This window comes from Novosphingobium sp. BF6 (assembly GCF_058273105.1).
In genome coordinates this window covers 2,142,473-2,166,149 of record NZ_CM177775.1, presented here as the reverse complement: position 1 = coordinate 2,166,149, position 23,677 = coordinate 2,142,473, and the positions used below count along the sequence as shown (strand labels likewise).

At 63.9% G+C, this 23,677-nt stretch carries 24 protein-coding genes, 3 tRNA genes and 2 pseudogenes; 19 read left to right on the top strand and 10 right to left on the bottom strand.

Going from position 1 to position 23,677, the window contains the following annotated elements; translation table 11 throughout:
* Positions 1-32 precede the first annotated feature (32 nt).
* The 4 genes from AC4D6D_RS10535 to recJ all read right to left on the bottom strand — a co-directional run bounded on the left by AC4D6D_RS10535 (position 33) and on the right by recJ (position 2,261).
* Positions 33-107, bottom strand: a tRNA-Glu gene (locus AC4D6D_RS10535).
* 36 nt (positions 108-143) lie between these two features.
* A tRNA-Glu gene (locus AC4D6D_RS10530) sits at positions 144-218 on the bottom strand.
* Positions 219-255: 37 nt separating this feature from the next.
* Positions 256-330, bottom strand: a tRNA-Glu gene (locus tag AC4D6D_RS10525).
* A 128-nt stretch (positions 331-458) separates the two neighbouring features.
* Entirely contained in the window at positions 459-2,261 is a 1,803-nt protein-coding gene (gene recJ, locus AC4D6D_RS10520) for a single-stranded-DNA-specific exonuclease RecJ (protein ID WP_491325232.1), read from the bottom strand.
* Positions 2,262-2,325: 64 nt separating this feature from the next.
* On the opposite strand from recJ, the gene AC4D6D_RS10515 reads away from it, so the two are divergent.
* The 3 genes and pseudogenes from AC4D6D_RS10515 to AC4D6D_RS10505 all read left to right on the top strand — a co-directional run.
* The gene (locus AC4D6D_RS10515) at positions 2,326-2,799 is read left to right on the top strand and encodes a flavodoxin family protein (protein WP_491325231.1); all 474 of its coding nucleotides are present in this window, start codon (positions 2,326-2,328) and stop codon (positions 2,797-2,799) included.
* A gap of 131 nt (positions 2,800-2,930) precedes the next feature.
* On the top strand, positions 2,931-3,686 hold the full coding sequence (locus AC4D6D_RS10510; RefSeq protein ID WP_491325230.1) for a hypothetical protein: 756 nt from the start codon (positions 2,931-2,933) through the stop codon (positions 3,684-3,686).
* A 71-nt stretch (positions 3,687-3,757) separates the two neighbouring features.
* Positions 3,758-3,952: pseudogene (locus AC4D6D_RS10505) on the top strand (AHH domain-containing protein); the annotation flags it as partial.
* Between the two features lie 281 nt (positions 3,953-4,233).
* On the opposite strand, the gene AC4D6D_RS10500 reads toward AC4D6D_RS10505, so the two are convergent.
* Positions 4,234-5,184 carry an NAD(P)H-dependent flavin oxidoreductase gene (locus tag AC4D6D_RS10500; RefSeq protein ID WP_491325229.1) on the bottom strand — a complete coding sequence of 317 codons (951 nt, stop codon included), beginning with the start codon at positions 5,182-5,184 and terminating at the stop codon, positions 4,234-4,236.
* A gap of 197 nt (positions 5,185-5,381) precedes the next feature.
* On the opposite strand from AC4D6D_RS10500, the gene AC4D6D_RS10495 reads away from it, so the two are divergent.
* Positions 5,382-6,557, top strand: a complete 1,176-nt coding sequence (locus AC4D6D_RS10495; protein ID WP_491325228.1) for an FAS1-like dehydratase domain-containing protein — start codon at positions 5,382-5,384, stop codon at positions 6,555-6,557.
* Positions 6,558-6,591: 34 nt separating this feature from the next.
* Here the strand turns inward: AC4D6D_RS10495 and AC4D6D_RS10490 are convergent, their stop codons facing one another.
* The 3 genes from AC4D6D_RS10490 to AC4D6D_RS10480 all read right to left on the bottom strand — a co-directional run bounded on the left by AC4D6D_RS10490 (position 6,592) and on the right by AC4D6D_RS10480 (position 9,483).
* Positions 6,592-7,053: a DUF805 domain-containing protein gene (locus AC4D6D_RS10490; RefSeq protein WP_491325227.1), complete on the bottom strand. Its 462-nt coding sequence runs from the start codon at positions 7,051-7,053 to the stop codon at positions 6,592-6,594.
* Complete coding sequence (locus tag AC4D6D_RS10485) at positions 7,050-8,357, bottom strand: ammonium transporter (RefSeq protein ID WP_491325226.1); 1,308 nt, start codon at positions 8,355-8,357, stop codon at positions 7,050-7,052. The genes AC4D6D_RS10490 and AC4D6D_RS10485 overlap by 4 nt, the downstream gene beginning before the upstream one ends.
* A gap of 106 nt (positions 8,358-8,463) precedes the next feature.
* Positions 8,464-9,483, bottom strand: coding sequence for a 2-hydroxyacid dehydrogenase (locus AC4D6D_RS10480; protein ID WP_491325225.1), 1,020 nt, complete (start codon positions 9,481-9,483; stop codon positions 8,464-8,466).
* Between the two features lie 112 nt (positions 9,484-9,595).
* Between AC4D6D_RS10480 and AC4D6D_RS10475 the strand changes: the two genes are divergently transcribed.
* The gene (locus tag AC4D6D_RS10475; RefSeq protein WP_491325224.1) at positions 9,596-10,081 is read left to right on the top strand and encodes an SH3 domain-containing protein; all 486 of its coding nucleotides are present in this window, start codon (positions 9,596-9,598) and stop codon (positions 10,079-10,081) included.
* An 84-nt stretch (positions 10,082-10,165) separates the two neighbouring features.
* Here AC4D6D_RS10475 and AC4D6D_RS10470 read toward each other — a convergent pair whose 3' ends face one another.
* Complete coding sequence (locus AC4D6D_RS10470; protein ID WP_147215138.1) at positions 10,166-11,359, bottom strand: acetyl-CoA C-acyltransferase; 1,194 nt, start codon at positions 11,357-11,359, stop codon at positions 10,166-10,168.
* A 14-nt stretch (positions 11,360-11,373) separates the two neighbouring features.
* Positions 11,374-11,628, bottom strand: coding sequence for a hypothetical protein (locus AC4D6D_RS10465; protein ID WP_491325223.1), 255 nt, complete (start codon positions 11,626-11,628; stop codon positions 11,374-11,376).
* Between the two features lie 167 nt (positions 11,629-11,795).
* Between AC4D6D_RS10465 and AC4D6D_RS10460 the strand changes: the two genes are divergently transcribed.
* The 14 genes and pseudogenes from AC4D6D_RS10460 to nuoL all read left to right on the top strand — a co-directional run bounded on the left by AC4D6D_RS10460 (position 11,796) and on the right by nuoL (position 23,675).
* Complete coding sequence (locus AC4D6D_RS10460; RefSeq protein WP_021234985.1) at positions 11,796-12,170, top strand: NADH-quinone oxidoreductase subunit A; 375 nt, start codon at positions 11,796-11,798, stop codon at positions 12,168-12,170.
* Positions 12,167-12,736 (top strand): NuoB/complex I 20 kDa subunit family protein, encoded by a 570-nt coding sequence (locus tag AC4D6D_RS10455; RefSeq protein ID WP_147215134.1) that lies wholly within the window; start codon positions 12,167-12,169, stop codon positions 12,734-12,736. Before AC4D6D_RS10460 ends, AC4D6D_RS10455 begins: the two co-directional genes overlap by 4 nt.
* Before the next feature lie 7 nt (positions 12,737-12,743).
* Positions 12,744-13,355 (top strand): annotated as a pseudogene (locus AC4D6D_RS10450) (NADH-quinone oxidoreductase subunit C); the annotation flags it as partial.
* A gap of 14 nt (positions 13,356-13,369) precedes the next feature.
* On the top strand, positions 13,370-14,581 hold the full coding sequence (locus AC4D6D_RS10445) for an NADH-quinone oxidoreductase subunit D (RefSeq protein ID WP_147215131.1): 1,212 nt from the start codon (positions 13,370-13,372) through the stop codon (positions 14,579-14,581).
* Entirely contained in the window at positions 14,578-14,928 is a 351-nt protein-coding gene (locus AC4D6D_RS10440; RefSeq protein WP_491325222.1) for a nuclear transport factor 2 family protein, read from the top strand. Before AC4D6D_RS10445 ends, AC4D6D_RS10440 begins: the two co-directional genes overlap by 4 nt.
* Positions 14,925-15,125 carry a hypothetical protein gene (locus AC4D6D_RS10435; RefSeq protein ID WP_147215127.1) on the top strand — a complete coding sequence of 67 codons (201 nt, stop codon included), beginning with the start codon at positions 14,925-14,927 and terminating at the stop codon, positions 15,123-15,125. Before AC4D6D_RS10440 ends, AC4D6D_RS10435 begins: the two co-directional genes overlap by 4 nt.
* Entirely contained in the window at positions 15,118-15,786 is a 669-nt protein-coding gene (locus AC4D6D_RS10430; protein ID WP_491325221.1) for a complex I 24 kDa subunit family protein, read from the top strand. The genes AC4D6D_RS10435 and AC4D6D_RS10430 overlap by 8 nt, the downstream gene beginning before the upstream one ends.
* Positions 15,786-17,087, top strand: coding sequence for an NADH-quinone oxidoreductase subunit NuoF (gene nuoF, locus AC4D6D_RS10425; RefSeq protein ID WP_491325220.1), 1,302 nt, complete (start codon positions 15,786-15,788; stop codon positions 17,085-17,087). The genes AC4D6D_RS10430 and nuoF overlap by 1 nt, the downstream gene beginning before the upstream one ends.
* On the top strand, positions 17,087-19,105 hold the full coding sequence (gene nuoG / locus AC4D6D_RS10420) for an NADH-quinone oxidoreductase subunit NuoG (protein WP_491325219.1): 2,019 nt from the start codon (positions 17,087-17,089) through the stop codon (positions 19,103-19,105). The genes nuoF and nuoG overlap by 1 nt, the downstream gene beginning before the upstream one ends.
* Entirely contained in the window at positions 19,102-20,148 is a 1,047-nt protein-coding gene (gene nuoH, locus AC4D6D_RS10415; protein WP_147215119.1) for an NADH-quinone oxidoreductase subunit NuoH, read from the top strand. Before nuoG ends, nuoH begins: the two co-directional genes overlap by 4 nt.
* Entirely contained in the window at positions 20,145-20,630 is a 486-nt protein-coding gene (nuoI, locus tag AC4D6D_RS10410) for an NADH-quinone oxidoreductase subunit NuoI (RefSeq protein ID WP_086490631.1), read from the top strand. Before nuoH ends, nuoI begins: the two co-directional genes overlap by 4 nt.
* Positions 20,631-20,642: 12 nt before the next feature.
* Positions 20,643-21,260, top strand: coding sequence for an NADH-quinone oxidoreductase subunit J (locus AC4D6D_RS10405; protein WP_491325218.1), 618 nt, complete (start codon positions 20,643-20,645; stop codon positions 21,258-21,260).
* A complete protein-coding gene (nuoK, locus tag AC4D6D_RS10400; protein WP_054437643.1) occupies positions 21,257-21,562 on the top strand; it encodes an NADH-quinone oxidoreductase subunit NuoK in 306 nt (101 codons plus the stop codon). The genes AC4D6D_RS10405 and nuoK overlap by 4 nt, the downstream gene beginning before the upstream one ends.
* Positions 21,563-21,566: 4 nt before the next feature.
* Positions 21,567-23,675 carry an NADH-quinone oxidoreductase subunit L gene (gene nuoL, locus AC4D6D_RS10395; protein WP_491325217.1) on the top strand — a complete coding sequence of 703 codons (2,109 nt, stop codon included), beginning with the start codon at positions 21,567-21,569 and terminating at the stop codon, positions 23,673-23,675.
* The last annotated feature ends 2 nt before the right edge of the window (positions 23,676-23,677 follow it).

The window sequence follows — 23,677 nt, the reverse complement described above, 5'->3', positions numbered from 1 at the left end:
TTGAGGGAAGAGGCCGAAGCCGGGAGCGCCGCTGGTGACCCCTACGGGAATCGAACCCGTGTTTCAGCCGTGAGAGGGCCGCGTCCTAACCGCTAGACGAAGGGGCCGTTAAGCCAGTGCAGACCACCTGAAGGTGGTGAAAATGGTGACCCCTACGGGAATCGAACCCGTGTTTCAGCCGTGAAAGGGCCGCGTCCTAACCGCTAGACGAAGGGGCCGTTAAGCCATTTTATCTGCATCCACGCACCATCGGAATGGTGACCCCTACGGGAATCGAACCCGTGTTTCAGCCGTGAAAGGGCCGCGTCCTAACCGCTAGACGAAGGGGCCATTTCCGGGTTGCGCCGGAGGCAGGACCGGCCCTCTAGCGGGGGTCCGGTGGGGGGTCAACCCCCTCATCGATAATAATTTGAACTCTCTGTGACACTGGCTGCGGAGGACGCGAAAATCCGCCGTTTTCAGTCGGCAAAGGCGGCGTCGTCGATGTGAAGTTCGGCTTGTGGACGGCTTCCCCAGTCGTCGATTTTCGCGCGTCCGGCCAGCCAGAGGCGGCGCCCTTGCGAATTATGGAGCAGGGCCTGCCCCATTTCGCTCTCGGCCGAGCGGAAGGCCATGGCCTTGAACCGGCCGCCGTCGCGCCCGCCGACGATCAGGCGCACGTGATCGGCGCCCACGGTGTCGGCCTTGATGACATGGACCGGCCCGACCGCCACGCGCGGCCCCGGCCAGCCCATGCCGTAGGGACCGGCGCTTTCCAGCTTCTCCACCAGATCGGGTGTGAGCCCTCCCGGTGCCAAGGCGAGATCGAGCAGCATCGACTGGTTGGCGCTGGCCCGCGAGACATCGGCGGCCAGCAGCGTGTCGAGCCATTCGGAGAGCGCCTCCAGCTTGTCCGGCGCGACGGTCAGGCCTGCCGCCATGGCGTGGCCGCCGCCTGCCACGAGCAGCCCCGCCTCGCGCGCGGCGATGATCGCGGCGCCGAGGTCGACGCCGGGGATCGAGCGGCCCGATCCCTTGCCGTTGCCCGCCTCGTCGGCATCCATGGCGATGACGAGGGTCGGCTTGCCGGTCTTTTCCTTGATCCGTCCGGCGACGATGCCGATCACGCCCGGATGCCAGCCCGCGCCGGAGAGGACCATGACCGCGCGGTTGTGCTGGCGCTCGATCTGGGCCTCGGCGGCTTCCTGCACGACCTGCTCAATGCCGCGTCGCTCGTCGTTGAGGCGGGAGAGTTGGGCAGCGATGTCACGCGCCTCGTCCGGGTCGGTGGTGGTGAGCAGGCGCACGCCGAGCGTCGATTCGCCCACGCGTCCACCCGCGTTGATGCGCGGGCCGAGCGCGAAGCCGAGGTCGGAGCATGTCGGCGCGCGGTTGAGGCGGCTCGCGTCGATCAAGGCCGCCATGCCGATATTGTCGCGCTTCGCCATGACTTTGAGGCCCTGCGCCACCAGGGCGCGGTTGAGGCCGTGGAGTGCGGCGACGTCCGCCACCGTTCCCAGCGCGACGAGATCGAGGAGGGCGAAGAGGTCGGGTTCCCGGCGATCCTTGAAGAACCCGCGCTTGCGCAAGGTGCGCAAGGTGGCGACGGCCAGCAGGAAGGCGACGCCGACGGCGGCGAGATGGCCATGTCCGGCTGCCACTTCGTTCTCGTCGAGGCGGTTGGGATTGACCAGTGCGGCGGCGCGGGGAAGCACGGCGGCGCACTTGTGGTGATCGACGACGATTACGTCCACACCCGCGCCGTGGGCCATTTCCAGCGCCTCGTAGGCCATGGCGCCGCAATCGACGGTGACGATCAGGCGGGAGCCTTCCCCGGCGATGCGGACAAGCGCTTCACCGCTCGGACCGTAGCCTTCGAGCAGACGGTCGGGAATGTAGTAGTTCGCCTCATGGCCGAGTTGGCGCAGCAGCAGGATCAGCAGTGCCGCGCTGGTCGCGCCGTCGACGTCGTAGTCGCCGTAGACGGTCATCGGTTCGCCCGTCATGACGGCTTGGGCAAGCCGCTCGGCGGCGACGTCCATGTCGCGGAACTCGGAAGGGTCGGGCAGGAACGAGCGCAGAGACGGGCTGCGGTGACGCTCCAGGTCCTCGCGCGGCACGCCGCGGGAGAGCAGGATCTGGGTGACGATGTCGTCCTCCAGCCCGCCGGGGAAGCCTGAGGAACTGTCGGAAAGGTCCATGTTGCCGCCCCGCCAGCGCCAGGCCTTGCCGGTGAGGGAACGTTCGATGCCGAATACGGAAGTTACAGGTCGCGAAGCCATGGCGATGCGATTAGACTAACTGGCACTGCGCGGAAAGGGCGGCTCAGGGCGAAAGGAGAGAGCGATGCTCGCGATAGTCTGGCACAGCCGCACCGGCGCCGCGCGCGCGATGGCGGCGGCGATCGCGCAAGGCGCGGGGGAACAGGGGGTGCTGCTGGGCGCGGCGGAGGCGATGCCGGCTCTCCTGCTGGGAGCGAAGGGCTATGTCTTCGTCTGTCCCGAGAACCTCGGCAGCATGTCCGGACAGATGAAGGAGATGTTCGACCGCTGTTACTATCCCATGCTCGGGCGCGTGGAGGGACGTCCCTATGCCACGGCCATCGCTGCGGGATCGGACGGCGCAGGTGCCCAGGCGCAGATCGACCGGATCGTTACCGGATGGCGTTTGAAGCGCGTGGCACCGCCGCTGATCGTCAATCTGGGCGCACAGACGCCGGAGCAGATTCGCGCAGAAAAGACCGTTTTGGACCATGACCTTGCCGCCTGTCGCGGGCTTGGAAAAGCCTTTGGCGAAGGCCTGGGACTGGGCATCTTCTGAAAAAGCCGCCGTTTCGGTTTCATTCGTCCGTAAACGGACTCGACGGACAAGCCGAACTATAGGCTAATGCGGCCGTGAACACGACTGGCCCCGATATTCTGGAACCTCATTCCTTGCGCCATGAGGGGCGCTTGGGAAGTGCACCGCGCAACGGCGTTTCGCTGTTCTTTCCGGCGGGGCAACGTCCTTCCGCGCAAGCGATTGCCGCTCTTCTCGCTGCCGAGCCGGGAACAGGCTCGGGCGGCGACGTCACGGCGCGAATATCGCACCGTCCCCCGGACAGGGACGGATGGGTGGAACTTCTCGCAAATGGCCTGACCTTCGATCTTGTCGGGCTGGCACCTGCACCTCCCGTTCCGCAGACGGCAATCGTGCAGGAGCATGGCTTCGACGGCGCCTGTTCCCTTGAGGGGCTGGAAACGGTGGAGCTTGTTCCCGGCGGCCACATCGTCGGCGGCGCGCGGCTGCTTCCGGTCATTCGCGTTCTTGCGGGTCTGGCGGCAAGTCTGGCACTGAAGCTTCCGGTAGCGGCCGTGGGCTGGCAATCGGCGCAGACCGTCATGGAGCCGCGATACTTCGCGCAGGTTATCGTGAACTGGCTGGCGGGCGGCGCGTTTCCCACACTCGGCCTTACGGCGCTGCTGCGCGCGGAGGACGGCAGCATTGTCACGAGAGGCCTTTCCCGCTTTTCCGGACAGGAAATGCAACTGGAAGCCGCTGCCGGAGAAACCCCGTCAGACAGTCTCAAGCTTGCCATTCGCGTGGTCGATTTTCTCGTTCGTCAGGGCAAGCTGGCAGCGCCTCGGGAAATCGATTCGCCGTGTGGCCGTCTGCTGGTGGAGCCGTCGCAGACGGGACGGCAGGTCTGGGTCTGGCGCCAGAACTGAATTCTCGGCACTGAATTTCATTTCATCCGCTGAGACAATCTCTTTCCTTTCGCGCGATCAATCGCCGAGGTTTGCCGGACTATGACGCAGCTCTGCAACGTCATCACCTGCTTCCCTTGCAGATTGGCCGAAAAGACTGCTTCCGATCGCTTTTCAACGCGCTGGGCGGCGTACGCATTCGCTTCGAGGATTTTCGCCGGAACGGATTGCTGCTTCCCTGCCACGAGATCGCCAGTATCCGGTTGGGACTGCCGCTCCATCGCGGACCGCATCGGCGCTACAGCGAACTGGTGAGCGAGCGGGTCGGGCAGATCGAGGCGGCCTGGGCGCGATGCTGCGGCTGCGATCCAAGCGGTGCGGCCATCGAAGCGAATATGCGCTTGGATCTGTTGCAACGCGCCCTGCGCAAATTGCTGCTTGGCGGATCGAGGCGATGGCCGAAGCTCAATCACCACGATCCCCAACAGGCCGAACCGGACTTTTCGGACTTGGACGCGCTTTCCGAAACGCTGTGGCAGGGAACGGGTCTGCGACAGCCCGAAGACGTTCAGCCCATGCCGGTGCGGCGTGCCAGTTCGTCACGCGCCGAACGATATTGGGCTTCGAAATCCGCCACCCTTTCTTCGACCGAAGCGATCGAAGAAATGGCGCCGATCCCCTGTCCGGAACCCCAGATGTCCTTCCAGGCCTTGGCCGCCGTATTGCCGCCGGAGCCGAAATCCATCTGGCTCTTGTCGCCTTCGGGGAGATTGTCCGGATCGAGGCCCGCCGCCTTGATCGAGGCGCGCAGATAGTTGCCGTGTACGCCGGTGAAGAGGCTGGAGTAGACGATATCACCTGCACTGCCTTCGACGATGGCCTGTTTGTAGGCTTCGGCGGCATGGGCTTCGCGCGTGGCGATGAAGGGGGTGCCGATATAGGCGAAATCGGCGCCCATGGCTTGCGCGGCCAGGATCGAGCGGCCGCAGGCAATGGCGCCGGACAGTGCAAGCGGGCCGTCGAACCAGCCGCGGATTTCCTGCACCAGTGCGAAGGGCGATTGAGGACCGGCATGTCCACCCGCACCCGCGGCAACGGCGATCAGGCCGTCTGCCCCTTTTTCGACGGCCTTGCGGGCGAAACGGTCGTTGATGACGTCATGAAAGACCTTTCCCCCCCAGCCGTGGACGGCGGCATTGACCTCGGGAATCGCACCGAGCGAGGTGATGACGAGCGGGACCTTGTGTCGTTCCAGAACCTTGAGGTCTTCTTCGAGCCGGTTGTTGCTCTTGTGAACGATGAGATTGACCGCAAGATGTGATGCGCAACCATCTGTTTCTTCAGAGATTTGTGAGAGCCATTCATCCAGCTGGCTCGAAGGCCGGGCATTCAGCGCCGGAAAGCTGCCCACTACGCCCGAACGGACCTGGGCGACGACCAGTTCGGGAGTCGAAACGATGAACATTGGAGCCGCAATCACGGGAAGACGCAGATTCTCGAAAGGTGCGGGAAGGGTCATTTCCGGTCCGTTTAAGTGATCGATTAAATGGGCATAGAGCGCCTGCCATCACCTGTCGAGAGGCGCGGCGTACCGCCCCGGCGTTGCTGGTCTGCTCCGGCCCGAAAGCAAGTGACCGGGGCGGCGCCTCTCGTCATAAACAGCAGTGTCGATCATAAGAGGGCCGCGCAAGTCGGCCGCCAGGAGAGGTTTCTGCCATGTCCGACCAAGCTGTCGCCGCGTTCGATTGCTCCGATATCGATCAGTACCTGGGGAAAGTCATTGATTCCTCTCCGATCCGCGAGCCGCTCGGAAACAACGATATCCGGCGTTGGGCGCAGGCGATGCATTATCCGAACCTGCTCCATTTCGATCCGGTCTATGCCGCTGCCAGTCGTCATGGAAAGCTGGTGGCACCGCAGAGCTTTCCGATCGTAATGGACGATGGTCACGGCACGGCGCCGTCCTGCGTGGGCTGCATTCCGAATTCACATCTCCTCTTCGGCGGGGACGAGTTCTGGCACTACGGCCCGCGCGTGTTCGGCGGGGATGTCGTGACGAACGAACGCATTCCTTTCGATTACGTCGTCAAGAATACCGGCTTCGGTCCGACCTGCTTCCAGCGGGGCGACAACTATTACCGCAACCAGAACGGTGACCTGATCGCCAAGCAGCGGTCGACGGCGATCCGCTATCTGGCTCACGCCGGTGGCGATACGGTGAACACGGCAGAGTTTGAGGAACCGGAGTGGAGCGAAGGGGAACTGGAGCAACTGGAAGCGCGCAAGTTTGCCTGGATCCGGATGCTGCATGATCTTGGCCATGCGGAGCGCTGGTGGGACGACGTCCAGGTTGGCGATCAATTGCCCGAGCGGGTCTTCGGGCCGCATACCATTGCCAGTTTCACCACCGAGTGGCGGGCCTTCCTGTTCACCACATGGGGAACGCTCGATCGCCGCGAACTCGATCTTGCCGCGCTCGGATTCACGCCGGAAATGGCCGGGCACGAGAACGATCCGCATATGGAGCGCATCAATCCCGAACTGACCGACGGCGCCTATTTCGGCCCCTCGCGCGGGCATCTCTTTCCCAAATATGCGCGCAAGATCGGCATGCCCCGGGCTTATGGCTACGGCGCTTCGATGGGGGCCTGGGTGACGGACTATCTGTCGGGCTGGGCCGGTGAATGGGGCATGGTCGTGCATTCGACCGCGAACTACCGAGGCCCGGCGCTTTCCGGCGATGTGACGATCCAGACTGCGGAAGTGGTCGACAGGATGGTGGATGAGAAAGGGCGCCATCTCGTGCAGGTGAAGCACAAGATGGCGAACCAGAAGGGGACGCTCATGTGCGCGGGGCTTGCCGAGATCGCTTTGCCGAAGAAACCGGGGTAATGGGCGCCGAACGGGTTCGTCTGTCGGCAAGCCGTCAGGCGATCGGGGGGCTGTTCCTGCATTTCGATCCCGGCCAGGCGAGCAAGGCCAGGTAGGTCAGTCCGAAAGCGGGGAAAATAGCCCAGTCGACCCAGTGGACGAGGTTCTCGGTTACGGCGCGGACGTTCCACCCGAAAGTGAGTTGCAGGATGTCCAGCAGGAGCAGGCGTGCGGCGCCTGCGGCGAGGGCGAGGCTCCACCAACCGCTGCGTCCGAAATCGTGCAACCGCCGGACGGCAAGGGCCGGTGCCGGGACCGCGCAGATCAGGCCGATGGCCAGGGAAATCCATCCCGATACGGGATCTTCGGTCGCACAGGCGGTCACGCTGGAGAGGATGGCGATCACGAGCACCGCAGCGAGAAGATACGTCCACACGTCGGTGCGCGGAGATCGGCCGGTGAATGTCAGGCTGTGCCGTATCGTAAAGCGCAGGTTCTGTAGGGAAGCAGTTTTCATGACGGGTTGCCGCCAGGCTGCGATCCATGGCTGGACTGGTCGAGTCCGGCTCGTTCCGCATCCTCGGACACGCGCATCGGGAAGGCGAGGGATGCCATCAGCGCGACGATCGCCGTTGCCGGAGCTGCCCACAAAATGACCGCGCCGAGACCGATGGATTGTGAAATTACCTGCGATATCATTGTATTGTAGCCGGAATAACCGACTCCTCCGAGGTTCATCGAGAGAAACGGACCAAGCAGGAGCGAACCCAGCATTCCGCAGAGACCGGGAATGGCGAAGATGTCGCAGGCATCGTCGAGGCGCAGGCTCCGGCGGATGAGCGGGCGGATATGGTAAGCTGAGAGCGCGCCGATTACGCCGAACACGATGGCTGCGCCCGGGGAGACATAGCCCGCTGCCGGGGCGATTGTGGCCATGCCCGCAAGGATACCCTTGGCCATCCCTTCGGCGGTGACGCGGCCGGTGGCCCATCGTTCGGCCGCGACCCAGGTCAGGCCGGCTGCCGCGATGGCAATATGGGCGGCGATCATCGCTGCGGCGGCATCGTCGTTGGCAGCGAGGGCCCAGCCTCCGCAGAGGCCGAGAGCGCCGATCCAGGCCAATGCTGCTCCTGTCAGCGAAAGTGCCGGGCTTCGCGGCTGCGACAGGTCGCCGGGAAAACCGATCCGGCGGCCGAGGATTGCAACGACCACCAGTGCGGAGACCCCGGCACTGGCGAAGATCGCCAGGCCGCCGCTCCAGTCGAGAACACCGAACCGGCGGGCCAGCCAGCCGCCGCCCCAGATCCAGTGGGCGATCGGTGCTTGCACGACGAGCGTCCAGAGCGCGCAGAATGCCACGACCCAGCCGAAACGGGCACGTTCGGCCCAGGCACCGATCATCAGCGCGGGGGCTAGACCGGCCAGGGCGATCTGGAAGAGGGCGAAGGCGCTTTCGGGCGTGCTCGTGCCCTCACGGACATTGCCGAGCTGTCCCAGCATCCAGGCGTTGCCGCTGCCGAGCCAGCCGCTCGTGACGTCGCCGAAGGCCAGAGTATAGCCCACGATCGGCCAGAGCAGTGTCACGGCCGCGACGACGGCGGCCGACTGGATCAGGACTGACAGACCGTTCCTGGCATCGGCGCGGCCGGAGTTGTAAAGTGCGATGCCGGGGAGGAAAAGAAGCAGGACGAGCGCCGCGCAGGCCATGATCCAGGCGGTATCGCCGCTGTTCGCCAGATCGATTCGCCCGTCCTGCGCCATGGCAGGAGCAGGCATGACCGCCAGCCCGCCGAAAAAGGGCGTGAGCCTGCTTTTCTTCATCGGAGTTCCCCATAGACGGCCGCGGGCGGTCGTCTTCCGGGGGGCAGGTTTAGAACAGGGAAGCGGTCGGGCACAAGCGATTGCACGGGCGCGCGTTTCCGGCGTTTCAGGCGAGCTCCGGGAGCACCTGGTCCGGCGGGCGATGACCGTCCGCCCAGAAGCGGATATTGGCGATGATCCTTTCGCCCGCCGCCTGACGCCCTTCGAAGGTCGCGCTGCCGAGATGGGGCAGGGCAACGAGGTTCGGCAGGGCGAGCAACCGGGGATTGACTTCCGGCTCACGGGCGAAGACGTCCAGTCCGGCACCGGCGATGCGGTTTTCGGTGAGGGCCGCGATCAGGGCGTCCTCGTCGATCAGCGATCCGCGCCCGGTGTTGATGAGGCTTGCCGCCGGTTTCATCAATGACAGACGGCGTGCGTCGACGAGCGGTGCGCCGCCGGGAAGCGCCGGGCAATGCAACGTGATCACATCGCTTCCGGCAAACAGGGCGTCGAGGTCCGCTTCGTAACGGGCGGTGCATTCGGCCTCGATGGCCTCGGGCAAACGATGGCGGTTGTGATAGGCGACTTCCATGCCGAAGGCGCGGGCCCTGCGAGCGACGGCTTGGCCGATCCGCCCCATGCCGACGACGCCCAGGCGCTTGCCGTGAAGGCTCATGCCGAGCATCTCCGAAGGTTCCCAGCCACGCCACCGGCCTTCGTGAAGAATACGAGAATTCTCCCGGAACCTTCTGGAAACGAAGAGAATAAGTGCAAAAGTCAGGTCGGCGGTGTCTTCGGTGAACACAGCCGGGGTATTGGTGACGAGAAGACCGCGCCGGTGAGCGGCTGTCACGTCGATATGTTCGGTTCCGGCACCGAAATTGGCGATCAGCCCGAGCGCCTCTCCGGCCCCGGCAACCAGATCCGCGTCGATCCGGTCGGTCACGGCGGGCACGAGAACGTCGCAGCGCTGCATCGCCTCGGCCAATTCGGCGCGCGTCATCGGTGCGTCTTCGCTATTGAATTCGGCATCGAACAGTTCCGCCATTCGCGCCTCAACGGGAGGCAGGAGGCGGCGGGTGACCACGACGCGGGGGCGGCCGGTCAGCTTGGGCGCAAGCGGCGTTTCGGTTACCAGAGTCATCTCGAGAACCGGGCTAGGCCTTCCACAGGTCGCGGGTCAAGAATGCTTGAAGAAGCCTCTTGTAACAGAGTATGAAACGGAGATGTTTTCTCGCAAAGTTCGACAGTCGATCATGGCGGCCTGTGCCGTGGCGATCTCCTCCCTGGCCGGCGCCGCGCATGCGGCCGACGACGACAAGGTTCCGTACTGGGCCTCGGTTGACACCGACCTTGCGAACCTGCGCGTAGGTCCGGGGGAATCGTACAGGATCGACTGGGTTTACCGGCGGCCGCACCTGCCGGTGAAGGTCCTGCGCCGTGAAGGTCCGTGGCGCCTCATTGAGGATCCGGACGGGACCAAGGGCTGGATGCGGGACCTGCTGCTCTCCCGCCAGCGCTCGGCGCTCGTCAAGGGCGCTGGAGGCGGCAAAGGTTCCGGAAGTAGGGTGCCGGTGGAGATGAGGGCAGAGGCCAATTCCTCGTCGGCGATGCTCTGGCGGATCGAGCCGGGCGTGGTCGGCCTGCTTGGCACCTGCAAGGACGGGTGGTGCCCGTTCGACGTTCAGGGGCACAAGGGTTTCGTGGAGCAGGAGATGCTCTGGGGCGCTGGAGTACCCTGAGATTCCGCTTCTAAAGCGCGAAATACAAATAAAAACCCCCGCCGCAAGGACGGGGGTTTCTTCTTGAGAGCCGGATGAGACGGGTCAGGCCAGTTCGATCGCCACGGCCGTCGCTTCACCGCCGCCGATGCAGAGCGAGGCGACGCCCTTCTTCAGGCCCTTCGACTTGAGGGCGTTGATGAGCGTGACGATGATGCGGGTGCCCGAGGCGCCGATCGGATGGCCGAGCGCGGTGGCACCGCCGTGAACGTTCACCTTGTCGTGCGGGATGCCGAGGTCGTGCATGGCGAACATGGCGACGCAGGCGAAGGCCTCGTTCACTTCGAACAGGTCTACGTCGGAGAGTTTCCAGCCCACCTTGTCCATCAGCTTGGTGATCGCGCCGACCGGGGCGGTGGTGAACTTGGCGGGTTCATGGGCATGGGCGGCGACGCCCACCACGGTGGCGACCGGGGTGAGGCCCTTGTCCGCCGCGACGCTGGCGCGGCTCATGACGACGGCGGCAGCGCCGTCCGAGATCGAGCTGGAGGTGGCTGCGGTGATCGTGCCGTCCTTGGCGAAGGCGGCGCGCAAGGTGCGGATCTTGTCGGCATTGCCCTTGGGCGGCTGCTCGTCGGTGTCGATCACGACTTCGCCCTTGCGGGTCTTGACGGTGACCGGAACGACTTCGTCCTTGAAGGCACCGTTGGTGATCGCTTCCTGCGCGCGGCGCAGCGATTCGATCGAATAGTCGTCCTGGTTTTCGCGGGTCAGCTGGTACTCGTCGGCCGTCACCTGTGCGAAGGAGCCCATCGAGCCACCTTCGTAAGCGTCTTCCAGGCCGTCGAGGAACATGTGGTCATAAAGCGTATCGTGACCGGCGCGCGCGCCGGAGCGGTGCTTCTTCGACAGGTAGGGCGCATTGGTCATCGATTCCATGCCGCCCGCGATCAGCACGTCGAGCGAGCCGGAAGCCAGGGCCTCGGCGCCCATGATGACGGTCTGCATGCCCGAGCCACAGACCTTGTTGACGGTGGTGGCCTCGACGGACTTGGGCAGGCCGGCCTTCAGCGCGGCCTGACGGGCAGGGGCCTGGCCCAGCCCGGCGGGCAGCACGCAGCCCATGTAGATGCGTTCGATATCCTCACCGGCGACCCCGGCGCGTTCGACTGCGGCCTTGACCGCAGTGGCACCGAGTTCGGTCGCCGAAACGTCGGCAAGGGCGCCCTGAAGGCCGCCCATCGGGGTACGAGCATAGGAAAGAATGACAATCGGGTCCGAAGCCGAGATCTGGGCCATTATTATGTTGCCTTTCACGCGTTGAAAATCAGGTATCCTTGGCAGGAGAGGTAGTGCTGCACCGCACCAAATGCAATCGGCGACTCTCGTTCTGCCGCTGCTGAACATGCTCCATCATCGTGGCGTTTGAAGGAGGCTCTTTGCGGCGATTTTCGCAAGCTGGATGCGAATTCTTGCATCCGTGCGGCAATGGAATGGTTTGGCGTTGAAATTGCGCGATCTCCCGGCTTTCGCGGGTTTCCACTTGGTGCGGCATCGTAACGAACCATGTCGCCCTTAAAGGTTTTTGCGAATCACTCGCAACACCGCAGAGTTCCGCCATTTATTCCGGTTCGACACCCTTGCGGAGGGCAGGGGGCTGGCCTAAGAGCGCCCCCAACGACCGGGCTCTTATGGCATGAGTCCGGCTGCCGTATCCGGTATGAGGCCAGAACCATTGACTGATCTGTCACAATACCTGCCGATCCTGATCTTTCTCGCGGTAGCTCTCGCGCTTTCGTCGGTGATCGTGCTGCTGCCGCTGGGCGTTTCGCGCCTGACCGGCACCCACAACCCCAGCGCGGACAAGAACAGCGAATACGAGTGCGGCTTCCCCGCGTTCGAAGATCCGCGCAGCCAGTTCGACGTGCGCTTCTATCTCGTGGCGATCCTTTTCATCGTCTTTGATCTTGAAGCCGCGTTCCTGTTCCCCTGGGCCGTATCGCTCAAGCTGACCGGTTGGGCCGGTTGGCTGACGATGATGGTGTTCCTCGGCGAACTGGCCATCGGCCTCGCCTATGCATGGAAGAAGGGAGCTCTGGACTGGGAATGAGCACGCTCGTCAATTCCGCCGGTCAGCCTCTCGCTCCGGCACTCGCTCAGGGCGGCGCGATCACGCCGCCCGATCAGGCATTCTTCAAGGACCTAAATCAGGAAGTGTCCGACAAGGGCTTCCTTGTCACGTCGACCGAGGAACTGTTCCAGTGGGCCCGCACCGGCTCGCTGTGGTGGATGACCTTCGGCCTTGCCTGCTGCGCGGTCGAGATGATCCACGTGAACATGCCGCGCTACGACATGGAGCGCTTCGGCGCCGCGCCGCGCGCGTCCCCGCGTCAGTCGGACGTGATGATCGTGGCCGGTACGCTCTGCAACAAGATGGCTCCGGCGCTCCGCAAGGTCTACGACCAGATGTCGGACCCGAAGTACGTCATCTCGATGGGCTCGTGCGCCAACGGCGGCGGCTACTATCACTACAGCTACAGCGTCGTGCGCGGCTGCGACCGGGTCGTTCCGGTCGACATCTACGTGCCGGGCTGCCCGCCTACCGCGGAAGCGCTGCTCTACGGCATTATGCAGTTGCAGCGTAAGATCCGCCGCGTTGGCGCGCTCGAAAGGTAAGGGCACGATGACTGTTCTGCATTCCGCCCCCAAGTTCGCGTCGAACGAAGGCGTGGTCGAGACCCTCTCGGCCGCGCTTGGCGACATGGTTCTCGCGACCAAGGAAGAGCACGGCGAAGTCGTGCTCACCGTCGCGCGCGACCAGATCGAAAACGCCCTTCGCCTGCTGCGTGACCGTCACGAATACCAGCAGTTGATGGAAATGGCCGGCGTCGACTATCCGTCGCGTCCCGAGCGTTTCGAAGTCGTCTACATGCTGCTTTCGGTGACGAAGAACCATCGCATCATGGTGAAGGTCTCGGCTGCCGAGAATACCCCGGTTCCGACCGTGACCACGCTCTGGCCCAACGCGGGCTGGCTCGAACGCGAAGTGTTCGACATGTACGGCGTGATCTTCGCGGGCAACCCGGACCTGCGCCGCATCCTCACCGACTACGGTTTCGAGGGCCACCCGTTCCGCAAGGACTTCCCGCTCACCGGCTACGTCGAGCTGCGCTATTCCGAAGAGGACAAGCGCGTGGTCTACGAGCCGGTCAAGCTCGCGCAGGACTTGCGCCAGTTCGACTTCATGAGCCCCTGGGAAGGTGCCGAATACGTGCTTCCCGGCGATGAAAAGGCCGAAGGAGAGGCGAAATGAGCATCCAGCTCGAACAGTCGCCGACCACCGGCGATGAAGTCATCACCAACTACACGATCAACTTCGGGCCGCAGCACCCGGCGGCCCACGGCGTTCTGCGCATGGTCATGGAACTCGATGGCGAGATCATCGAGCGCATCGACCCGCACGTCGGCCTGCTGCATCGCGGCACCGAGAAGCTGATCGAGCACAAGACCTACCTTCAGGCGCTGCCCTATTTCGACCGCCTGGACTACTGCTCGCCGCTGGCCATGGAACATTCCTATGTCCTGGCGATCGAGAAGCTGCTCAACCTCGAAGTGCCGATCCGCGCGCAGTACCTGCGCGTGCTGTTCGCCGAGCTGACTCGCATCTGCAACCACATGCTCAACATCGGCTCGCACGTCATGGACGTGGGCGCGATGACCCCGAACCTGTGGCTGTTCGAAATCCGCGAGGACTGCCTCAACTTCTTCGAACGCGCGTCGGGCGCCCGCATGCACTCGGCCTGGTTCCGCCCCGGCGGCGTCCACCAGGACGTGCCGCTCAAGCTGCTGACCGACATCGCCGACTGGCTCGACACGCGCCTGCCGGAGCTGTTCGAGGACGCGATGAGTCTCGTGGTCGACAACCGCATCTTCAAGCAGCGCAATGTCGACATCGCGCTGGTGAGCAAGGAAGATGCGCTGGCCTGGGGCTTCTCCGGCCCGATGATCCGCGGCGCGGGCATCCCCTGGGATATCCGCAAGGCGCAGCCTTACGACGTCTACGATCGCATGGACTTCGAGATCCCCGTCGGCACCAACTCTGACTGCTACGACCGCTTCATGGTCCGCGTCGAGGAAGTGCGCCAGTCGGCCCGGATCATGAAGCAGTGCCTTGCTGAGATGCCGGAAGGTCCGGTCGCTTCGTCCGACCGCAAGGTGGTTCCGCCCAAGCGCGGCGAGATGAAGCAGTCGATGGAATCGCTGATCCATCACTTCAAGCTCTACACTGAGGGCTTCCACGTGCCGGCCGGTGAAGTCTACGTCGCCACGGAAAGCCCGAAGGGCGAATTCGGCGTCTATCTGGTGTCGGACGGCTCGAACAAGCCGTACCGCTGCAAGATCCGCCCGACCGCCTTCTCGCACCTCCAGGCGATGGACTTCATGTCGAAGGGGCACATGCTCCCCGACGCGACCGCCATTCTCGGCGCCATCGACGTGGTGTTCGGGGAGTGCGACCGTTGAGCAAGCTCGCCATCGCCGAGGCCATGATCGCCGCCTACAATGCGCAGGACGCCGATCTCTACGTGACCTTCATGACTGACGAAGCCAGCGAAGCGAACTATCGCGGCGCTGTCGTTCGAGAGGGCAAGGAGGGCACGCGCTCGGGCCTCAAGGCGGCTTTCGCCAAGTGGCCCGAGAACAAGGCGGAGATCGTCTCGCGCGAAGAGACCGACAACTATGTCGTCTTGCGCGAGCACGTGACGCGCGGCCCGGCGACGGACGGTTCCGATCTCGTCGATCCTTTCGACGTTCTGGCCGTCTACAGCTTCGAGGGCGACAAGTGCTCGCGGGTTGAGTTCATCCGATGAAATTCAACACGCTCGAACTGACCCGCATCTGGGCCGCTGTTACCGGTGTGGCCCTTGCGGTGTGGTATTTTGCCGCCGTCTATCTCGATCTCCAGCCCACGGCCGTGCTGCCGATGCTGGTGACTGCGATCGGCGGCTTTGAGTTGTTTCTTTTCGGCCAGGACCAGTGGCTGAAGCGCAGGGGTAAGCATGGCTGACCGCTATATCGAACCCGACACGCCCGAACTCCGGGCCCGTTGGGGCAATTTCGCCTGGACCGCCGAAAACGCCGAAAAGGCGAAGGATGTCGTGTCCCGCTATCCGGCCGGGCGCCAGCGCTCGGCGGTGATGCCGCTGCTCGACCTCGCCCAGCGCCAGGTCGGTGCCGAGCTGAACACGCAGGGCTGGCTGCCGATCCCGGTGATGGAATACATCGCCGCCTATCTCGACATGCCGGTGATCCGCGTCGTCGAGGTCGCGACGTTCTACACGATGTACAACATCGCGCCGATCGGTCGGTTCCACGTGCAGGTCTGCGGCACCACGCCGTGCATGCTGCGCGGGTCTGACGATCTGCTGGAAACCTGCAAGTCGCGCGGCATGAAGAAGGGCCACATCTCGGAAGACGGTCTCTGGTCGTTCACCGAGGTCGAGTGCATGGGCAACTGCGCCTCGGCGCCGATGGTCCAGATCAACGACGACAACTACGAAGACCTCACGTCGGATCGCCTCAACGCGGTGCTCGACGCGCTGGCACGTGGCGAGACGCCGAAGGCCGGCACCCAGGACCCCGACCGTCACACCGTCGAACCGGTGGGCGAGCCGACCAACCTGGTCGCGATGATCACCGAAAACCATGACTATCGGAGTGAGTGGTAATGGCTCTCCTCGATAAGGACCGCATCTTCACCAACCTCTACGGCTATCAGCCGTGGAACCTGAAGGAAGCGCAGGCGCGCGGTGCCTGGGACAACACCAAGGACCTGATCGCTCGCGGCCGTGATGCCATCATCGACGAGATGAAGGCTTCGGGGCTGCGCGGTCGCGGCGGTGCGGGCTTCCCGACCGGCATGAAGTGGTCCTTCATGCCCAAGCAGCCGCCGCTCGACCAGCACGGCAATCCCAAGCCCAGCTTCCTCGTGATCAACGCGGACGAATCCGAACCGGGTTCGTGCAAGGACCGCGAGATCATGCGCCACGATCCGCACCTTCTGTTCGAAGGCGCGCTGGTCGCGGGCTTCGCAATGGGCGCGCGCGCGGCCTACATCTACATTCGCGGCGAATACATCCGCGAGGCAGAAACGCTGTTCGCTGCCCGTGAAGAGGCTTACGCAGCCGGCCTGCTGGGCAAGAACGCCGCCGGATCGGGCTACGACTTCGACGTCTTCGTCCACCGCGGCGCGGGCGCCTACATCTGCGGCGAAGAAACCGCGATGATCGAGAGCCTCGAAGGCAAGAAGGGCCAGCCCCGCCTGAAGCCGCCGTTCCCGGCGGGCGCGGGCCTCTACGGCTGCCCGACGACGGTCAACAACGTGGAATCGATCGCCGTCGCGCCGACCATCCTGCGTCGCGGCGCCGCGTGGTTCTCCAGCTTCGGCCGCGAGAACAACAAGGGCACCAAGCTCTTCCAGATCAGCGGGCACGTGAACCGTCCCTGCGTGGTCGAGGAAGAGATGTCGATCCCGTTCAGCGAACTGATCGAGCGTCACTGCGGCGGCATTCGCGGCGGCAAGGACAACCTGCTGGCGGTGATCCCCGGCGGTTCGTCGGTTCCGCTGGTTCCGGCTGCCGAGATCTGGGACGCCCCGATGGACTTCGACGGCCTGCGCGCCGTCGGTTCGGGCCTCGGTACCGCTGCCGTCATCGTCATGGACAAGTCCACCGACATCGTCCGCGCCATCAGCCGCATCTCGTACTTCTACAAGCACGAGTCCTGCGGCCAGTGCACCCCCTGCCGCGAAGGCACGGGCTGGATGTGGCGCGTGATGGAGCGCCTGCGCACCGGCGACGCGGAAGTCGAGGAAATCGACATGCTGCAGCAGGTGACCAAGCAGGTCGAAGGCCACACCATCTGCGCTCTGGGCGACGCTGCGGCGTGGCCAATCCAGGGCCTGATCCGTCATTTCCGTCCGGAGCTTGAGCGCCGGATCGCCGAAAACGTCCGCGAGGCTGCCGAGTAATGCCCAAGGTCAAAGTCGACGGCGTCGAGATCGACGTCCCCACCGGCGCAACCGTGCTGCAGGCCTGCGAGCTTGCCGGCAAGGAAATCCCGCGCTTCTGCTACCACGAACGCCTGAGCATTGCCGGCAATTGCCGCATGTGCCTGGTCGAAGTGAAGCCCGGACCGCCCAAGCCGCAGGCTTCGTGCGCGCTTCCGGCCTCCGAAGGCCAGGAAATCCGCACGGATTCCGAAATGGTGAAGAAGGCGCGGGAAGGGGTGATGGAATTCCTCCTCATCAACCACCCGCTCGACTGCCCGATCTGCGATCAGGGCGGCGAGTGCGACCTTCAGGACCAGTCCGTCGCTTACGGTCGCGGTGCTTCGCGCTATGACGAGAACAAGCGCGCGGTCACTGAAAAGTACATGGGTCCGCTCATCAAGACCACGATGACGCGCTGCATCCACTGCACCCGCTGCGTGCGCTTCTCGGAAGAGATCGCCGGCGTGGACGAGATTGGCGCGCTCTATCGCGGCGAATCCATGCAGATCACGACCTATCTCGAACATGCTGCCAAGCACGAGATGTCGGCCAACGTGATCGACCTGTGCCCGGTCGGCGCGCTCACCTCGCGTCCCTACGCCTTCGAGGCCCGTCCCTGGGAACTCAAGAAGACGCTGGGCATCGACGTGTCGGACGCCACCGGCGCCAACATCCGCATCGATGCGCGCGGCCGGGAAGTGCTGCGTGTGCTTCCTCGTAACAACGATGACGTGAACGAGGAATGGATCAGCGACAAGGCGCGCTACATGGTCGACGGGCTTACCAAGCGCCGCCTCGACAAGCCGTTCCTGCGCCGTGACGGCAAGCTCGTCGCGGTTAGCTGGAACGAGGCTTTCGCCGCCATCGCCACGCTGAACCCGGGCAATTCGATCGCCGCCGTCGCTGGCGACATGGTCGATTGCGAAACGATGTTCGCCGCCAAGAAGCTGGTCGGCGCGCTCGGTTCGAAGCTCATCGAAGGTCGCCAGACCGGGATGGACTACGCCACCGAAAGCCTCGCCGCCGTCAACTTCAACACCACCTTCTCGGGTATCGAGACCGCCGACGCGATCCTGATCGCGGGCAGCAACGTGCGCTGGGAAGCTCCGCTGCTCAACGTCCGCCTGCGCAAGGCGGTGAAGCGCGGCGCCAAGGTGTTCCTCGTCGGTCCCGAGTGGGAAACCACGTTCGGCGGCGAGTTCCTTGGCGAAGACCTCTCGGTCCTTGGCAATCTTCCGCAGAACGTTGCCGATGCGCTGTCGAACGCGAAGCGTCCGGCGGTCATTCTCGGCGGTGCGGCGCTCGGCCGTGGCGGTCTGGAAGCGGGCCTTGTGCTCGCGGCCCAGTTCAACCTCGTTCGCGATCTTGAAGACGGCACCAAGTGGAACGGCTTCAACGTCCTCCACATGGCGGCAGCCCGCATGGGCGGCCTGATGCTCGGCTACGCGCAGAAGGGCGGCATTGCCGACCTCGTCGCCGCCAAGCCCAAGGTTCTGCTCGCACTCGGCGCCGATGAAGTGGACTTCACCCAGTTCGCCGGTTCGATGATCGTCTACATCGGCCATCACGGCGACAAGGGCGCCCACGCAGCGGACGTGATCCTGCCGGCTTCGGCCTACACCGAAAAGGCAGGCACTTACGTCAACACCGAGGGCCGCGTGCAGTGGGCCGACAAGGCCGTGTTCGCGCCGGGCGATGCCCGTGAAGACTGGACGATCCTGCGCGCGCTCGCCGATGCCTTCGGCGTGACCGTCGGCTTCGACAGCTTCGACCAGCTGCGCGACGCGATGATCGCGGAAGTGCCTGCGCTCGGCAGCGAAGGTCTTGCCGATTACGGCAGCGTCCTGCCGAACGGCGGCGGTTCCGCTGCCGGCCGGATCGCCTATCCGATCAAGGACTTCTACATGACCAACCCGATCGCCCGTGCGAGCGCGGTCATGCAGCGTTGCTCGGCTGAACTTCTCCACGGAGAAGAGATCGCGGAGGCCGCGGAATGACCGCTTTCTTCCAAAATCTCGGGATGAGCTACGAGTGGGCATGGTTCGTGTCCACTATCTGCGGCATCCTGCTCATCGCGCTGCCGCTGATGCTGGCTGTGGCGATGATCATCTATGTCGACCGCAAGATCTGGGCCGCCATGGCGCTTCGCCGTGGCCCCAACGTGGTCGGCCCGTTCGGCCTGCTGCAGTCCTTCGCAGACGGTCTGAAGGTCTTCCTCCAGGAGACGATCATTCCCTCGGCGGCGAACAAGGGCCTGTTCCTGATCGCACCGATCGTGACCTTCACTCTGGCGCTGCTGTCCTGGGCGGTGATCCCGTTCAACTCGGGCGCGATCCTGGCCAATATCAACATCGGCCTGCTCTACATCCTCGCGATCAGCTCGCTGGGTGTCTACGGCACGATCATGGCGGGCTGGGCTTCGAACTCGAAGTACCCGTTCTTCTCTGCGATGCGTGCCTCGGCGCAGATGATCTCCTATGAAGTCTCGATTGGCTTCATCCTGATCTGCGTCGTTCTCTGGGCGGGTACGTTCAACATGAACGACATCGTCTGGGCGCAGAAGGGCCACGTCTTCGGCATCATCAACGGTTTCGTCGCGAACCCGCTGCTGTTCCCGATGTGGGTCATGTTCCTGATTTCGAGCCTTGCGGAAACGCAGCGCGCGCCCTTCGACCTTGCCGAAGCGGAATCGGAACTCGTCGCCGGTTACCAGACCGAATATTCGTCGATGGCTTTCGCCGCCTACTGGCTGGGCGAATATGCCAACGTGCTCCTGATGTGCGCGCTCAACGCGACGCTGTTCTGGGGTGGCTGGCTGCCGCCGCTCGACATCCCCGTTCTCTATCTCGTGCCGGGCTTCGTATGGTTCCTGCTCAAGATATTCTTCTTCTTCTTCGTGTTCAGCTGGATCAAGGCTACCGTTCCCCGGTACCGCTATGACCAGTTGATGCGTCTGGGCTGGAAGGTCTTCCTGCCCGTATCGCTGCTGTTCGTCGTACTCGTCAGCGGCTACCTCATGGCTACCGGACACTTCCAATGACCGTCGGACAACTCATAAAGAGCTTCACGCTCTGGGAGTTCGTGAAGGCGCACTGGCTGACCTTGAAGTATTTCTTCAAGCCCAAGGCGACGATCAACTACCCCTTCGAGAAGAACCCGCTTTCGCCGCGCTTCCGTGGTGAGCATGCCCTTCGCCGTTATCCCAACGGCGAGGAGCGCTGCATCGCCTGCAAGCTCTGCGAGGCGATCTGCCCGGCGCAGGCGATCACGATCGAGGCCGCGCCGCGTACCGACGGTTCGCGCCGCACCACGCGCTACGACATCGACATGACGAAGTGCATCTACTGCGGCTTCTGCCAGGAAGCCTGCCCGGTGGACGCCATCGTCGAGGGGCCGAACTTCGAATACGCGACCGAAACGCGCGAAGAACTGCTCTATGACAAAGCCAAGCTACTGGCGAACGGGGACAAGTGGGAGCGGGCTATCGCCGCGAACCTTGAAGCCGACGCACCGTACCGATAGGGGGCCGCGGACATGATCCAGACTTTCGCCTTCTACCTTTTCGCGGTGCTGACGATCGCTTCGGCGGCCGCCACCATCCTCTCGCGCAACCCGGTCCACTCGGTGCTGTTCCTGATCCTGGCGTTCTTCAACGCCGCCGGGCTCATGATGCTCACCGGTGCCGAGTTCATCGCCATGCTGCTGATCATCGTCTATGTGGGCGCGGTCGCGGTGCTGTTCCTCTTCGTCGTCATGATGCTCGACATCGATTTCGCCGAACTGCGGGCAGGTTTCATCAAGAACTTCCCGCTTGGCATGCTGGTGGCCCTGGTGCTGCTTGCCGAGATGGTGCTCGGCATCGGTGCCTACAAGGCCGGTGCCCTGAACCTCGGCAAGCCTGACGGCACGGCGGCAACCCCGGTCGGTGCCTCGAACATCGAGGCGATCGGCGGACTGATGTACAGCCGCTACCTGTTCCTGTTCGAAGCGGCCGGCCTGATCCTGCTCGTCGCGATGGTCGGTGCCATCGTCCTGACTCACCGCCAGCGTGGCGACACGCGCGGCCAGAAGGTCAGCAAGCAGATCGCACGTCGTCCCGACGAGGCGACCGTCAACGTCAAGCCCGAAGTGGGCAAGGGGGTTTCGCTGTGATCGGCGTCGAACATTACGTGGTCGTGAGCTCGATCCTCTTCGTGCTCGGCGTCCTCGGCATTTTCCTGAACCGCAAGAACGTCATCGTTCTGCTCATGGCGATCGAACTGATCCTGCTTGCGGTCAACATCAACCTCGTCGCGTTCAGCGCGTTCCTGCACGACCTCACGGGCCAGATCTTCGCGATGTTCGTGCTGACGGTCGCTGCCGGCGAGGCCGCAGTGGGGCTCGCAATCCTCGTGATCTATTTCCGCGGACGCGGCAGCATTGCTGTCGACGACGTCAACCGGATGAAGGGATAAGGCCTTGCACCCGATCCTGTTCATCGTCTTCCTGCCGTTACTGGCAGCGATCATCGCCGGGCTCGGCAACAAGCAGCTGGGTAATGTTCCCGCAAAGGTCCTGACGACCGGCGCGCTGTTCATTGCCTGCGGCTTGAGCTGGCCGATCTTCATCCAGTTCCTCGGCGGCCACGCCGAAGCCAGCGTCGTGCCGGTCCTCAAGTGGGTCCAGTCGGGCGCCATGACCTGGGACTGGTCGCTGCGGGTGGACTCGCTGACCGCGGTCATGCTGGTGGTCGTCACCTCGGTCTCCGCGCTCGTGCACCTCTATTCGTGGGGCTACATGAGCGAGGAGCCGGATCAGCCGCGCTTCTTCGCGTACCTCTCGCTGTTCACTTTCGCCATGCTCATGCTGGTGACCGCGGACAACCTGGTGCAGATGTTCTTCGGTTGGGAAGGCGTGGGCCTTGCCTCGTACCTCCTGATCGGCTTCTGGTTCCGCAAGCCCTCGGCCGGTGCCGCCGCGATCAAGGCCTTCGTGGTCAACCGCGTCGGTGACCTTGGCTTCATGCTCGGCATCTTCGGCTGCTTCCTGGTGTTCGGCACCGTCTCGATCCCCGAGATCCTGCACGCCGCGCCCAGCATGGCCGGTTCGACGATCGGCTTCCTCGGTGCCCGTTTCGACACCATGACGGTGATCTGCATCCTCCTGTTCATCGGTGCGATGGGCAAGTCGGCGCAGCTCGGCCTGCACACCTGGCTTCCGGACGCGATGGAAGGCCCGACCCCGGTGTCGGCGCTGATCCACGCGGCCACCATGGTCACCGCCGGCGTCTTCATGGTCTGCCGCCTGTCGCCGCTGTTCGAAACCAGCGAGACGGCGATGCACATCGTCGCCTTCGTGGGCGCCTGCACCTGCTTCTTCGCCGCCACAATCGGCTGCACGCAGTGGGACATCAAGCGCGTCATCGCCTATTCGACCTGCTCGCAGCTCGGCTACATGTTCTTTGCAGCAGGCGTCGGTGCCTATGGCGCGGCCATGTTCCACCTGTTCACGCACGCCTTCTTCAAGGCACTGCTGTTCCTCGGCGCCGGTTCGGTCATCCACGCGATGCACCATGAACAGGACATGCGCTTCTACGGCGGCCTGCGTAAGAAGATCCCGATCACTTTCTGGACGATGACGGCGGGTACGCTGGCCATCACCGGCGTCGGCATCGCGGGCTTCGTTGGCTTCGCAGGCTTCTACTCGAAGGACGCGATCCTCGAAGCGGCCTTCGGTTCGGGCACGGCAGTCGGCGGTTTCGCCTTCTGGATGGGCATCGCCGCTGCGCTGATGACCAGCTTCTACTCCTGGCGCCTGGTCTTCCTGACCTTCTTCGGCAAGCCGCGCTGGATACAGTCGGAGCACATCCAGCACGCCGTCCATGACGCGCACGGCCACGGTCATGACGATCACGGGCACGACGAGCACGCACACGGTCATGATGACCATGCGCACGACGACCATGCCCATGCGGCACCCGCGCTCGGAGCGGTCGGCCCCGCCTATACGACGCACGGTGATGGTACGGGTGGCTATCAGCCGCACGAAAGCCCTCTGGTCATGTTGCTGCCGCTGGTCATCCTTGCAATCGGCGCCGTGGCTGCGGGCTTCATCTTCAACCACGCCTTCGTCTCGGAAGGGACCGGCGAATTCTGGAAGGGTGCACTGGTCTTCCACGAACACCTGATCCACGCCATGCACGGCGTACCGACCTGGGTGAAGTGGGCTCCGTTCACGGTGATGTCGCTGGGCCTGCTGATCGCCTGGTACGGCTACATCAAGAACCTTTCGTTCCCCAAGGCAGTCGCCGAACAGCTCGGACCGGTCTACACTTTCGTGTTCCGCAAGTGGATGTTCGACGAACTCTACCACAACATCTTCGTTCGCCCGGCCTTCTGGCTCGGCAAGGTGTTCTGGAAGGTCCTGGATATCGGCGTGATCGACAAGTTCGGTCCCGACGGTGCGGCCTGGGTCGTCGCCAGGGGTTCGACTTACGCGCAGAAGGTCCAGTCGGGCTATCTGTACAGCTACGCTCTTGTCATGCTGCTGGGCCTTGTCGGCGCCATCAGCTGGGTGATCGCGGGATAAGA

Bases quoted from the DNA above. Each gene is read 5' to 3' on its own strand.
- nuoG (WP_491325219.1), top strand. From the start codon at position 17,087: ATGCCCAAGGTCAAAGTCGACGGCGTCGAGATCGACGTCCCCACCGGC.
- AC4D6D_RS10405 (WP_491325218.1), top strand. From the start codon at position 20,643: ATGATCCAGACTTTCGCCTTCTACCTTTTCGCGGTGCTGACGATCGCT.
- AC4D6D_RS10455 (WP_147215134.1), top strand. From the start codon at position 12,167: ATGAGCACGCTCGTCAATTCCGCCGGTCAGCCTCTCGCTCCGGCACTC.
- AC4D6D_RS10435 (WP_147215127.1), top strand. From the start codon at position 14,925: ATGAAATTCAACACGCTCGAACTGACCCGCATCTGGGCCGCTGTTACC.
- AC4D6D_RS10515 (WP_491325231.1), top strand. From the start codon at position 2,326: ATGCTCGCGATAGTCTGGCACAGCCGCACCGGCGCCGCGCGCGCGATG.
- AC4D6D_RS10485 (WP_491325226.1), bottom strand. From the start codon at position 8,357: ATGAAGAAAAGCAGGCTCACGCCCTTTTTCGGCGGGCTGGCGGTCATG.
- nuoI (WP_086490631.1), top strand. From the start codon at position 20,145: ATGACCGTCGGACAACTCATAAAGAGCTTCACGCTCTGGGAGTTCGTG.
- AC4D6D_RS10500 (WP_491325229.1), bottom strand. From the start codon at position 5,184: ATGACCCTTCCCGCACCTTTCGAGAATCTGCGTCTTCCCGTGATTGCG.
- AC4D6D_RS10465 (WP_491325223.1), bottom strand. From the start codon at position 11,628: ATGGTTCGTTACGATGCCGCACCAAGTGGAAACCCGCGAAAGCCGGGA.
- AC4D6D_RS10480 (WP_491325225.1), bottom strand. From the start codon at position 9,483: ATGACTCTGGTAACCGAAACGCCGCTTGCGCCCAAGCTGACCGGCCGC.
- recJ (WP_491325232.1), bottom strand. From the start codon at position 2,261: ATGGCTTCGCGACCTGTAACTTCCGTATTCGGCATCGAACGTTCCCTC.
- AC4D6D_RS10430 (WP_491325221.1), top strand. From the start codon at position 15,118: ATGGCTGACCGCTATATCGAACCCGACACGCCCGAACTCCGGGCCCGT.
- AC4D6D_RS10475 (WP_491325224.1), top strand. From the start codon at position 9,596: ATGGCGGCCTGTGCCGTGGCGATCTCCTCCCTGGCCGGCGCCGCGCAT.
- nuoF (WP_491325220.1), top strand. From the start codon at position 15,786: ATGGCTCTCCTCGATAAGGACCGCATCTTCACCAACCTCTACGGCTAT.
- nuoH (WP_147215119.1), top strand. From the start codon at position 19,102: ATGACCGCTTTCTTCCAAAATCTCGGGATGAGCTACGAGTGGGCATGG.
- AC4D6D_RS10445 (WP_147215131.1), top strand. From the start codon at position 13,370: ATGAGCATCCAGCTCGAACAGTCGCCGACCACCGGCGATGAAGTCATC.
- AC4D6D_RS10490 (WP_491325227.1), bottom strand. From the start codon at position 7,053: ATGAAAACTGCTTCCCTACAGAACCTGCGCTTTACGATACGGCACAGC.
- AC4D6D_RS10495 (WP_491325228.1), top strand. From the start codon at position 5,382: ATGTCCGACCAAGCTGTCGCCGCGTTCGATTGCTCCGATATCGATCAG.
- AC4D6D_RS10470 (WP_147215138.1), bottom strand. From the start codon at position 11,359: ATGGCCCAGATCTCGGCTTCGGACCCGATTGTCATTCTTTCCTATGCT.